Annotated in this window: 11 protein-coding genes; all 11 read left to right on the top strand. The window is 53.7% G+C overall.

Annotated elements, in window-relative coordinates:
* The first annotated feature begins 28 nt into the window (after positions 1–28).
* A complete protein-coding gene (trxA, locus tag ACUY4S_RS22390; RefSeq protein ID WP_312692957.1) occupies positions 29–358 on the top strand; it encodes a thioredoxin TrxA in 330 nt (109 codons plus the stop codon).
* A 341-nt stretch (positions 359–699) separates the two neighbouring features.
* On the top strand, positions 700–1,959 hold the full coding sequence (gene rho / locus ACUY4S_RS22385) for a transcription termination factor Rho (RefSeq protein WP_004386383.1): 1,260 nt from the start codon (positions 700–702) through the stop codon (positions 1,957–1,959).
* Positions 1,960–2,203: 244 nt separating this feature from the next.
* On the top strand, positions 2,204–3,307 hold the full coding sequence (wecA, locus tag ACUY4S_RS22380; RefSeq protein WP_312692954.1) for a UDP-N-acetylglucosamine--undecaprenyl-phosphate N-acetylglucosaminephosphotransferase: 1,104 nt from the start codon (positions 2,204–2,206) through the stop codon (positions 3,305–3,307).
* Positions 3,308–3,320: 13 nt separating this feature from the next.
* Entirely contained in the window at positions 3,321–4,367 is a 1,047-nt protein-coding gene (gene wzzE, locus ACUY4S_RS22375; protein WP_458023190.1) for an ECA polysaccharide chain length modulation protein, read from the top strand.
* Positions 4,368–4,422: 55 nt separating this feature from the next.
* Entirely contained in the window at positions 4,423–5,553 is a 1,131-nt protein-coding gene (wecB, locus tag ACUY4S_RS22370) for a non-hydrolyzing UDP-N-acetylglucosamine 2-epimerase (protein ID WP_312692950.1), read from the top strand.
* On the top strand, positions 5,550–6,812 hold the full coding sequence (wecC, locus tag ACUY4S_RS22365) for a UDP-N-acetyl-D-mannosamine dehydrogenase (protein ID WP_312692948.1): 1,263 nt from the start codon (positions 5,550–5,552) through the stop codon (positions 6,810–6,812). Before wecB ends, wecC begins: the two co-directional genes overlap by 4 nt.
* A 17-nt stretch (positions 6,813–6,829) precedes the next feature.
* Positions 6,830–7,507 (top strand): dTDP-4-amino-4,6-dideoxy-D-galactose acyltransferase, encoded by a 678-nt coding sequence (gene rffC, locus ACUY4S_RS22360; protein WP_458023189.1) that lies wholly within the window; start codon positions 6,830–6,832, stop codon positions 7,505–7,507.
* Positions 7,508–7,511: 4 nt separating this feature from the next.
* Positions 7,512–8,642 (top strand): dTDP-4-amino-4,6-dideoxygalactose transaminase, encoded by a 1,131-nt coding sequence (rffA, locus tag ACUY4S_RS22355; RefSeq protein ID WP_312692944.1) that lies wholly within the window; start codon positions 7,512–7,514, stop codon positions 8,640–8,642.
* 1 nt (position 8,643) lies between these two features.
* The gene (wzxE, locus tag ACUY4S_RS22350) at positions 8,644–9,894 is read left to right on the top strand and encodes a lipid III flippase WzxE (protein ID WP_458023188.1); all 1,251 of its coding nucleotides are present in this window, start codon (positions 8,644–8,646) and stop codon (positions 9,892–9,894) included.
* On the top strand, positions 9,891–10,970 hold the full coding sequence (locus ACUY4S_RS22345) for a TDP-N-acetylfucosamine:lipid II N-acetylfucosaminyltransferase (protein ID WP_458023187.1): 1,080 nt from the start codon (positions 9,891–9,893) through the stop codon (positions 10,968–10,970). Before wzxE ends, ACUY4S_RS22345 begins: the two co-directional genes overlap by 4 nt.
* The gene (wzyE, locus tag ACUY4S_RS22340; RefSeq protein WP_312692938.1) at positions 10,967–12,319 is read left to right on the top strand and encodes an ECA oligosaccharide polymerase; all 1,353 of its coding nucleotides are present in this window, start codon (positions 10,967–10,969) and stop codon (positions 12,317–12,319) included. The genes ACUY4S_RS22345 and wzyE overlap by 4 nt, the downstream gene beginning before the upstream one ends.
* Positions 12,320–12,324: the final 5 nt, after the last annotated feature.

The following is a 12,324-nucleotide window of genomic DNA, read 5'->3' as shown; positions in this document are numbered from 1 at the left end:
CGCCAGGCTTATTCCTGTGGAGTTATATATGAGCGATAAAATTATTCACCTGACTGACGATAGTTTTGACACGGATGTACTCAAAGCGGATGGACTTGTTCTCGTCGATTTCTGGGCAGAGTGGTGCGGTCCGTGCAAAATGATCGCCCCGATTCTGGATGAAGTCGCTACTGAGTACGAAGGCAAACTGACGATTGCCAAGCTGAACATCGACCAGAATCCGGCCACTGCGCCGAAATACGGTATCCGTGGCATCCCTACTCTGTTGCTGTTCCAAAACGGTGAAGTGAAAGCAACGAAAGTTGGCGCACTGTCCAAAGGCCAACTGAAAGAGTTCCTGGACGCCAACCTGGCGTAATCCTGGCACAGCCGGCGCGCCAGTCATCCTATTTTATGTGGATCGCTGGACGCCCGGCTTCAGCCGTGCTAATTTAGTTTTGACTTCGTTTTGAACATACCTTAGTAGTTTGAATCTTGCATTACCCCGATACTTCCCGCTGAGCAACGTGCCGCGAGAGAAGTAGACAGATTCCGGGCTTGTCACTCATTCCGTCTTATCGTTTCAGTTCTGCGTACTTTCCTGTGACCAGGCACCGATCAGACATGAGTTGATGGCCGTTAACAGGCATGGATGACCCTGCCATACCATTCACAACATTAAGTTCGAGATTTACCCCGAGTTTAAGAACCCACACCATTATGAATCTTACCGAATTAAAGAATACGCCGGTTTCTGAGCTGATCACTCTCGGCGAAAATATGGGGCTGGAAAACCTGGCCCGTATGCGCAAACAGGACATCATTTTCGCCATCCTGAAGCAGCACGCGAAGAGTGGCGAGGATATCTTTGGCGACGGTGTGCTGGAGATTCTGCAGGATGGATTTGGTTTCCTCCGCTCCGCAGACAGCTCCTACCTCGCCGGTCCTGACGATATCTACGTTTCTCCCAGCCAAATCCGCCGCTTTAACCTCCGTACTGGTGACACCATTTCAGGTAAGATTCGCCCGCCTAAAGAAGGTGAACGTTACTTTGCTCTGCTGAAAGTTAACGAGGTGAACTTCGATAAGCCGGAGAATGCGCGCAACAAGATCCTGTTCGAGAACTTGACGCCGCTGCATGCTAACTCTCGTCTGCGTATGGAGCGTGGTAATGGCTCAACCGAAGACTTGACTGCCCGCGTGCTGGATTTGGCCTCGCCGATCGGTCGCGGTCAGCGTGGCCTGATCGTCGCTCCGCCGAAAGCCGGTAAGACGATGCTGCTGCAGAACATTGCGCAAAGCATCGCTTACAACCATCCTGACTGTGTGTTGATGGTGCTGCTGATCGACGAACGTCCTGAAGAAGTGACTGAGATGCAGCGTCTGGTGAAAGGCGAAGTTGTCGCGTCTACCTTTGATGAACCGGCTTCCCGCCACGTGCAGGTTGCTGAGATGGTCATTGAGAAAGCCAAACGTCTGGTCGAGCACAAGAAAGACGTTATCATCCTGCTGGACTCTATTACCCGCCTGGCGCGAGCCTACAACACCGTGGTGCCGGCTTCCGGTAAAGTGTTAACCGGTGGTGTGGATGCTAACGCCCTGCATCGTCCGAAGCGTTTCTTCGGTGCTGCGCGTAACGTGGAAGAGGGCGGCAGCCTGACCATCATTGCGACTGCGCTGATCGATACCGGTTCGAAGATGGATGAAGTGATTTACGAAGAGTTTAAAGGCACCGGTAACATGGAGCTGCACCTCTCTCGTAAGATTGCAGAAAAACGCGTCTTCCCGGCGATTGATTACAACCGTTCCGGTACGCGTAAAGAAGAGCTGCTTACCACCCAGGAAGAACTGCAAAAAATGTGGATCCTGCGCAAAATCATCCATCCGATGGGTGAGATCGACGCAATGGAATTCCTCATTAACAAACTGGCGATGACGAAGACTAACGATGAGTTCTTCGACATGATGAAGCGCTCTTAATACAAATAAACCTCAGACACGCCACGTTTTTACGTGGCGTTTTTCATTTATGAGCTATACGCTATAGGCACCGGGACAGGCATTGTCCGACACAGACCGCGCCATTAGGATTAATCTCACATAGAAAAATCCTATTTGGTTGAAAAGCAAACAATAATGTCTGTGAATGACCTGCTTTCTCCTTTTATGGAGCGTGGCATCGTCGTTATACTGCCAGGATCAACATTCGCTGAGATCATGCATTGTGAATTTACTCACTGCGTTTACTGAATTATTCAGTATTTTCTTGTTCACCACGGCTTTCCTGTTCTTCGCCAGAAAAATGGCGAAACATGTAGGTCTGGTGGACAGACCTAACTATCGAAAGCGGCATCATGGACTGATCCCGTTAGTTGGGGGGATTTCAGTTTACGCCGGGGTCTGCTTTACCTTCGCTATTACCGATGAATACATCCCTCACGGCTGGCTCTACCTTGCTTGCGCGGGGGTATTAGTTTTTGTCGGCGCGCTGGACGATCGCTTTGATATTAGCGTCAAAATCCGGGCGGCTATCCAGGCAGCAATCGCTGTAGTGGTGATGGTTTTCGGCAAACTGCATTTAAGCAGTCTTGGCTATATCTTCGGTTCCTGGGAGATGGTTCTCGGGCCTTTCGGTTACCTCCTCACTCTGTTTGCCATCTGGACGTCGATCAACGCCTTTAATATGGTTGATGGCATTGACGGTTTGCTGGGTGGCCTCTCCTGCGTCTCGTTCGCGGCCATCGGTATCATTTTATGGTTCGACGGCCAGTACAGCCTGGCCATTTGGTGTTTCGCCATGATCGCCGCCATCATCCCTTACATCCTGTTGAATCTCGGCGTGCTTGGGCGGCGTTATAAAGTCTTTATGGGCGATGCTGGCAGCACGTTGATTGGTTTTACGGTGATCTGGATTTTGCTGGAAACGACCCAGGGTAAAACGCACCCCATCAGCCCTGTCACCGCCTTGTGGATAATCGCCATTCCGTTGATGGATATGGTGGCGATCACCTACCGTCGCCTGCGTAAAGGCATGAGTCCTTTTTCGCCGGATCGTCAGCACATTCATCACCTGATCATGCGGGCGGGTTTTACTTCCCGTCAGGCGTTTGTGTTAATCACCCTCGCAGCAGCGCTTCTGGCAAGCGTCGGGGTGGTGACCGAATACCTTCATTTCATCCCTGAATGGGTGATGTTGGCATTATTTTTGCTATCCTTCTTTCTGTATGGCTACTGTATTAAACGGGCGTGGAAAGTGGCGCGTTTTATGAAACGTGTAAAACGCAGAATACGCCGTAGCAGAGACCAAAAATCAACACTAACCAAGTAAAATCGGGAAAGCGATGATTCAACCAGCGTCAGGAGCACCTTTAGCAGGCACGGAGAATGAACTGGATATCCGGGGCTTATTCCGTACCCTTTGGGCAGGAAAACTATGGATTGGAGGCGTGGCGCTGCTGTTTGTCTTGCTCGCGTTAGCCTGGACCTTCTTTGCGCGCCAGGAGTGGAGCGCAACCGCGATTGCTGACCGACCGACAGTAAATATGCTGGGCGGTTACTATTCGCAACAGCAGTTTTTACGCAACCTGGATGTCAAAGCAAACCTGGCACCGCTAGAGCAGCCATCGGTTATGGATGAAGCTTACAAAGAGTTCATTATGCAGCTTGCCTCCTGGGACACGCGTCGCGATTTCTGGTTACAAACCGATTATTACAAGCAGCGCCAGGTTGGCAACAGCAAGGCCGACGCCGCCATGCTCGATGAGCTAATTAATAATATTCAATATACCCCTGGGGATGTCGCACGAAATATCAACGATAGCGTTAAGCTGATTGCAGAGACGGCACCGGATGCCAATAATTTGCTGCGTCAGTATGTTGCCTTTGCCAGCCAGCGTGCCGCCAGTCATTTAAATGATGAACTGAAAGGCGCCTGGGCCGCCCGCACAATCCAGATGAAAGCACAGGTCAAACGGCAGGAAGAGGTCGCCAAAGCGATTTATAACCGACGCCTGCGCAACGTTGAGCAGGCGCTGAAAGTGGCAGAGCAGCATAATATTTCCCGCAACGAAACCGATGTTCCGCCAGATGAGTTACCCGATTCTGAACTGTTTATGCTTGGTCGTCCGATGCTGCAGGCACGTCTTGAAAACCTGCAAGCGGTAGGGCCGCAGTTCGATCTGGACTATGATCAGAATCGGGCCATGCTGAATACGCTTAACGTCGGCCCCACACTGGATCCGCGTTTCCAGACGTACCGTTATTTACGTACACCAGAAGAGCCGGTTAAGCGCGACAGTCCGCGCCGTGCCTTCCTGATGATCATGTGGGGAATTGTCGGCGCATTAATCGGCGCCGGGATTGCACTAACGCGACGCCGTTTGAACTAAACCGCGTCTGAGGTGAAGGCGTTGCGCCTTCACTTTCCAATCGAAGAGAATCGTTGTGAAAGTACTGACCGTATTTGGCACACGACCAGAAGCCATTAAAATGGCTCCGCTGGTACATGCGCTGGCAAAAGATCCTGACTTTGAGGCGAGAGTTTGCGTCACTGCGCAGCATCGGGAGATGCTCGATCAGGTGCTAAACCTCTTCTCAATAGTCCCGGACTACGACCTGAATATCATGCGCCCCGGCCAGGGGCTGACAGAGATCACTTGCGGTATTCTCGAAGGCCTTAAACCTATTCTTGAATCTTTCCGCCCGGACGTTGTTCTGGTACACGGGGATACCACCACCACGATTGCCGCAAGTCTGGCTGCATTTTATCAGCGTATTCCCGTTGGGCATGTGGAAGCGGGGCTGCGAACCGGCGATCTCTCTTCGCCGTGGCCGGAAGAAGCCAACCGCACGTTGACGGGCCACCTGGCGATGTACCATTTTGCGCCGACAGAGAACTCACGCAACAACCTGCTGCGGGAAAACATCGCGGAAAAAGGCATTTTCGTTACCGGCAATACGGTGATTGATGCGCTGTTCTGGGTTCGCGACAGCGTGCTGAATGATACCTCGCTGCATGGAGAATTAGCGGCCCGTTACCCCTTCCTGGATAAGAACAAGAAGCTGATCCTGGTGACCGGGCATCGCCGTGAGAGTTTTGGCCGGGGATTTGAACAAATCTGTTATGCGCTGGCAGACATTGCGGCGCAGAACGATGATGTCCAGATTGTTTATCCGGTACATCTCAACCCGAACGTTAGCGAGCCGGTAAAACGCATCCTCAGCCATGTTGAAAACGTGACATTAATTGAACCGCAGGATTACCTGCCGTTCCTGTGGTTAATGAACCACGCCTGGTTGATCCTCACCGACTCGGGTGGGATCCAGGAAGAAGCGCCATCCCTCGGCAAACCGGTGCTCGTCATGCGAGACACCACTGAACGGCCGGAAGCGGTCGATGCCGGGACGGTAAAACTGGTCGGCACGGATCGCCAACGCATTGTCGAAGAAGTGGCGCGTCTGCTGCATGACAACGAGGCCTGGCAGGCGATGAGCCGTGCGCACAATCCGTACGGCGACGGGCAGGCTTGTGGTCGCATTTTGCACGCACTTAAAAACAATCGGGTAACACTATGAGCTTTTCAACCATTTCCGTCATTGGCCTGGGTTATATCGGCCTTCCGACCGCCGCTGCATTTGCCTCCCGGCAAAAGAAGGTCATCGGGATTGATATCAATGCACGCGCAGTGGAAACCATTAATCGCGGTGAAATCCATATTGTCGAACCGGAGCTGGGCAGCGTCGTCAAAGCGGCGGTGGAAGGCGGCTTTCTGCGCGCCAGCACAACCCCGGTTGCTGCAGATGCCTACCTGATTGCGGTGCCGACGCCTTTCAAGGGCGATCACGAGCCAGATATGGTGTATGTCGAAGCGGCGGCCAAATCGATCGCGCCGGTGTTACACAAAGGCGCGCTGGTGATCCTCGAATCTACTTCACCCGTTGGCGCGACCGAACAAATGGCCGCCTGGCTTGCCGAAGCGCGTCCGGATCTTACCTTCCCGCAACAGGTGGGCGAGGCTGCAGATATTAACATTGCCTATTGCCCGGAGCGCGTTTTGCCCGGTCAGGTGATGGTTGAACTGATTAAGAATGATCGTGTTATCGGCGGCATGACGCCGCTATGTTCCTCGCGCGCCAGCGAGCTATACAAAATTTTCCTCGAAGGCGAATGTGTGGTGACGAACTCCCGCACGGCAGAAATGTGCAAGCTGACCGAAAACAGCTTCCGCGACGTCAATATTGCCTTTGCTAATGAATTGTCGCTGATTTGCGCCGAACAGCAGATTAACGTTTGGGAACTGATCCGTCTGGCGAATCGCCACCCGCGCGTCAATATCCTGCAACCGGGGCCAGGCGTGGGCGGTCACTGCATCGCCGTCGACCCGTGGTTTATCGTGGCGCAGAACCCGCAACAGGCGCGGCTCATTCGAACCGCGCGCGAGGTGAACGACCATAAACCGCATTGGGTGATGGATCAGGTGAAAGCGACCGTTGCCGATTGCCTTGCAGCAAACGACAAACGTGCCAGCGAGCTTAAAATTGCCTGCTTCGGGCTGGCTTTTAAACCCAATATTGACGATCTGCGCGAAAGCCCGGCGATGGAGATCGCCCGCAGTATCGCCCAGTGGCACAGCGGCGAAACGCTGGTCGTTGAACCCAACATCCATCAACTTCCACCTTCGCTTACCGGCATCAGTACGCTGGTAAACACGCACGATGCGCTGGCGCAGGCAGATGTGCTGGTCATGCTTGTCGATCATAAAGAATTTAAAGCGCTGGCGGGTGATAGCATCGCGCAGGATTACATTGTGGATACCAAAGGCGTCTGGCGCTAATGCGTTAAGGAAACGATATGGCTCTTCACGGCACCGTAGAAGAACTGGCGTGGGAAAGCGCTTTTTTTGGTATACGCAGCGCAATCGTGCGCTTACAGCCTTCAGCTCCGGCGTTATCGGTAGCGGATTTTTCGCCCTGGGCGCGTGTGCAGGTCAAGTTGCCGGCGACGCAAACGGCATCGCTCGACGCGCTACAGCAGCTAGGCTTTCAACTGGTAGAAGGCGAAATCGATCTTGCGCTCAGCGTGCCTGCTCAGGGAGAGGATCCCCATGCCGATGTGGCGAGCGAGGATGATATTCCACTGCTGCGCGAGCAGGCGGCAGGCACGTTTGTGCAGAGCCGTTTTCGTGCACCCTGGTACCCTTCCGATGCCAGCGGGCGTTTCTACGCTCAATGGATAGAAAATGCCGTGAAAGGCGTGTTTGATCATCAATGTCTGCTGTTGCGAGACGCGCATGGCGACATTACAGGCTTTGTCTCGCTACGTCAGTTGAACGAGCAGGAGGCGCGTATCGGCCTGCTGGCCGGGCGCGGGATGGGCGAGGCATTAATGCTGGCGGCTTGCCAGTGGGCGCGGCAGCGGCAATTAATCCGGGTGCGGGTAGCAACCCAGCTTGGCAATACCGCTGCGCTTAAACGATACATTCAAAGCGGCGCGAATGTGGAAAGCACCGCGCTGTGGTTATACAGGTAACTTTATGATCCCCTTCAACGCACCACCGGTGGTAGGAACGGAACTCGACTACATGCAGTCGGCGATGGGTAGCGGCAAGCTATGCGGCGATGGCGGTTTTACCCGTCGTTGCCAGCAGTGGATGGAGCAGCGTTTTCACAGCGCCAAAGTGTTATTGACACCTTCCTGTACCGCCTCGCTTGAGATGGCTGCACTGCTTCTCGACATCCAGCCCGGCGATGAAGTGATTATGCCGAGTTACACCTTTGTCTCCACGGCGAATGCTTTTGTGCTGCGTGGTGCGAAAATCGTCTTTGTTGATATCCGCCCGGATACCCTGAACATTGATGAAAACTGCATTGAAGCCGCAATTACTGCGAAGACAAAGGTGATTGTGCCCGTGCATTACGCCGGGGTGGCCTGCGAAATGGACACCATCATGGCGATAGCAAAACGCCACAATTTGTATGTCGTTGAAGATGCCGCGCAGGGCGTTATGTCGACCTACAAAGGCCGCGCGCTCGGTACTATCGGGCATATTGGATGCTTTAGTTTTCATGAAACCAAAAACTACACCGCTGGCGGTGAAGGTGGCGCGACACTGATTAACGATCGTGCCCTGGTGGAACGTGCGGAAATTATCCGCGAGAAAGGGACCAATCGCAGCCAGTTCTTCCGTGGCCAGGTGGATAAATACACCTGGCGCGATATCGGCTCGAGTTACCTGATGGCGGATCTGCAGGCTGCGTATCTGTGGGCGCAACTGGAAGCGGCGGATCGCATTAATCAGCAACGTCTGTCGTTGTGGCAAACCTATTATGATGCGCTGAAGCCGCTGGCGCGTGCCGGGCGTATTGAATTACCTTCTGTGCCAGCAGACTGCGCCCACAATGCGCACATGTTCTATATCAAACTGCGCGACGAAGCCGATCGCAGCAAGCTGATTGCGTTCCTGAAAGAGGCCGAAATTCTTGCTGTGTTCCACTATATCCCGCTCCATGCTTCCCCGGCGGGCGAGCAGTTCGGCGAATTCCGTGGTGAAGATCGCTACACCACACAGGAAAGTGAGCGTTTGCTTCGCTTGCCCCTGTTCTACAACCTGTCGCCGGTTAATCAGCGCACGGTAATCAGCACACTGCTGAGTTATTTCAGCTGATATGTCACTGGCAAAAGCATCGGTATGGACTGCCGCAAGCACGTTAGTCAAAATTGGCGCGGGCTTGCTGGTGGTCAAACTGCTGGCCGTGGCCTTTGGGCCATCGGGCGTCGGGCAGGCGGGCAATTTCCGCCAGTTGATTACGGTTCTGGGTGTGCTGGCGGGCGCCGGCATTTTTAACGGTGTGACGAAGTTCGTTGCCCAGCATCACGACGATCCAGACCGGTTACGGGTTGTGGTTGGCACCTCATCAGCTATGGTGCTCGCGTTCTCTACGCTGCTGGCGCTGGTGTTTGTCTTTGCCGCAGCGCCTATAAGTCAGGGGTTATTTGGCCATACGCATTATCAGGGACTGGTTCGTCTGGTTGCACTGGTGCAGATGGGCATTGCCTGGGCGAACTTGCTGCTGGCGGTGATGAAAGGCTTTCGCGATGCGGTGAGTAATGCGTTGTCATTAATCATCGGTAGCGTAATTGGCGTGCTGGCGTGGTATCTGTGCTTCAGGCTCGGGGGCTATCAGGGCGCGCTGCTCGGCCTTGCGTTGGTTCCGGCACTGGTGGTGATCCCGGCGTTAGCGATGCTTCTGCGGCGCGGCACGGTGCCGCTGCGGTTTTTTAAACCACAGTGGGATAAGCTGCTGGCGGGGCAACTGAGCAAATTTACGCTGATGGCGCTGATTACCTCGTTTACGATGCCGCTGGCGTACGTGTTAATGCGAAACCAGCTGGCAGCGCACTATAGCTGGAATGACGTGGGGATATGGCAGGGGGTAAGCAGCATCTCCGATGCGTATCTACAATTTATTACGGCTTCGTTTAGCGTTTATTTGCTGCCTACTTTATCGAGGCTGGCGACAAAGCAGGAGATCTCCCGCGAAATCGTAAAATCGCTGCGCTTTGTGTTGCCGGCGGTGGCGGCAGTCAGTCTGGCGGTGTGGTTACTGCGCGACGTTGCCATTTGGTTACTGTTTTCCAGCCAGTTTATCGCCATGCGCGACCTTTTTGCCTGGCAGCTGGTCGGCGATGTATTGAAAGTGGGCGCTTACGTATTTGGTTACCTGGTTGTCGCGAAAGCCTCGTTACGTTTTTATATCCTGGCGGAAATCAGCCAGTTTACGTTGCTGATACTCTTCTCGCGCTGGTTAATTCCTGCGCATGGCGCTGCCGGTGCGGCGCAGGCCTATATGGCCACGTATGTTATTTATTTCGCCCTCTGTTGTGGCGTGTTTTGGATTTGGCGTAAGAAGGCATGACTACACTCATTCACGTACTGGGATCGGATATCCCACACCATAATCAGACTGTGCTGCGGTTCTTTAACGACACGCTGGCAGCCACGAGCGTGCACGCTCGCGAGTTTATGATTGTCGGGCGTGACAACGGGCAAAGCGCGGAATATCCGGCACTGAGCCTGCATTTTTATCCGGGCAAAAAAGCGTTGGCGCAGGCTGTTATCGCTAAAGCGAAAGCACAACGCCAACAGCGTTTCTTTTTCCACGGGCAATTCAATTTTGGTATATGGCTGGCGCTGCTGACGGGCGCTATCAGGCCCGATCAGTTTTACTGGCATGCCTGGGGTGCCGATCTGTACGAAGTGTCACGTAGCGTCAAGTTCCGTCTCTTTTACCCGCTGCGTCGGCTGGCTCAGCGTCGCGTTGGTTGCATTTTTGCCACCCGTGGCGATTTGGCGTGGTTTGGCAAGCGTAACCCGTCGGTGCGTGGCGAGTTGCTCTATTTCCCGACCCGTATGGATCCGGCGCTCAACACCATGGCGCATGAACTGCACCGCGAGGGCAAGCTGACGATCCTCGTCGGCAACTCCGGCGATCCCAGTAACGACCATATTGCGGCGTTGCAGGCTATTCACCGTCAGTTTGGCGATACCGTCAATATTATTGTACCGATGGGGTATCCGGCGAATAACCGCAACTATATTGAGGCGGTGCGTAGTGCCGGGCTGGCGCTTTTCAGCGCTGATAATTTGCGCATTCTCAGTGAGAAAATGGCGTTTGATGACTACCTCGATCTGCTGGCGCAGTGCGACCTGGGATATTTTATCTTTGCCCGCCAGCAGGGGATCGGCACGCTTTGCTTACTGATTCAGGCTGGCGTGCCCTGCGTACTGAACCGGGAAAATCCTTTCTGGCGGGATATGGTGGCCGAGGATATTCCGGTGCTCTTTACCACGGATACGCTGAACGTATCGGTAGTGCGTGAAGCCCGGCGGCAGCTCGTGGCGGTAGATAAAAATGCCATTACGTTCTTCAGCCCGAACTTTATTGCACCGTGGCATAAAGCGCTGCGTATTGCTGCGGGGAATGCCGAATGAGCCCACTGGAGTTTTGCGGTCTGTTTGTCATCTGGCTATTGGGGGCGCTGTTTATCGCCACGTTGACTTGGTTCGAGTTTCGTCGGGTGCGCTTTAATTTTAATGTCTTTTTTTCGTTGCTCTTTTTGCTGACGTTTTTCTTCGGTTTCCCGCTGACCAGTGTGTTGGTTTTCCGTTTCAATGTAGGCGTTGCGCCGCCAGGCGTGATGATGCAGTCACTTCTGGCCGCGACCTGCTTCTATGCCATCTACTATGTCACGTACAAAACGCGGCTGCGTAAGCGAGCGGAGCAGGGTATCCGGCGTCCGCTGTTCACCATCAATCGGGTGGAAGCCAACCTGACGTGGGTCATGCTGATGGCTATCGCGCTGGTAAGCGTGACCATTTTCTTTATGCACAACGGTTTTCTGTTGTTCCGCCTGCAATCGTACAGCCAGATCTTTTCCAGCGAAGTTTCCGGGGTGGCACTTAAGCGCTTCTTCTACTTCTTTATTCCTGCGATGCTGGTGATCTATTTTCTGCGCCAGAGCGCGCAGGCGTGGATTTTCTTCCTCGTCAGCACGGTTGCGTTTGGCCTGCTGACGTACATGATCGTTGGGGGTACCCGCGCAAATATCATTATCGCCTTCGCAATATTTTTGTTTATCGGCATTATTCGTGGCTGGATTTCACTATGGATGCTGGCGGCGGCGGGGGTGTTTGGCATCGTAGGGATGTTCTGGCTGGCAATTAAGCGCTATGGCCTTAATGTCAGCGGCGATGAAGCGTTTTATACCTTCCTGTACCTGACGCGCGATACCTTCTCGCCATGGGAGAACTTATCGCTGCTGCTGCAAAACTACGACAAGATTGCCTTTCAGGGGCTGGCACCGATTGTGCGCGATTTTTATGTCTTTATCCCGAGCTGGTTGTGGCCATCGCGCCCGAGTATTGTCCTGAACACGGCGAATTATTTTACCTGGGAAGTGCTCAATAACCACTCTGGCCTGGCGATCTCGCCCACGCTGATCGGGTCGCTGGTAGTGATGGGCGGTGCGTCATTCATTCCGCTCGGTGCAGTTGTGGTCGGGCTTATTATTAAATGGTTCGACTGGTTGTACATGTTGGGCAACCAGGAAACGAATCGCTATAAAGCCGCTATTCTGCACAGCTTCTGCTTTGGGGCCATTTTCAACATGATTGTGCTGGCGCGTGAAGGGCTGGACTCTTTTGTTTCTCGCGTTGTGTTCTTCCTCGTCATCTTTGGCTTCTGTCTGCTGCTGGCGAAGTTACTGTACTGGTTGTTTGATAGCGCCGGTCTGATACATAAACGCGGCGATAGCGCGGCCAAACCTCTCTCCCAGGTGTAAAGGAT

Source organism: Kosakonia beeri (assembly GCF_054165705.1).
This window is presented reverse-complemented; position numbering and strand designations above follow the sequence as displayed.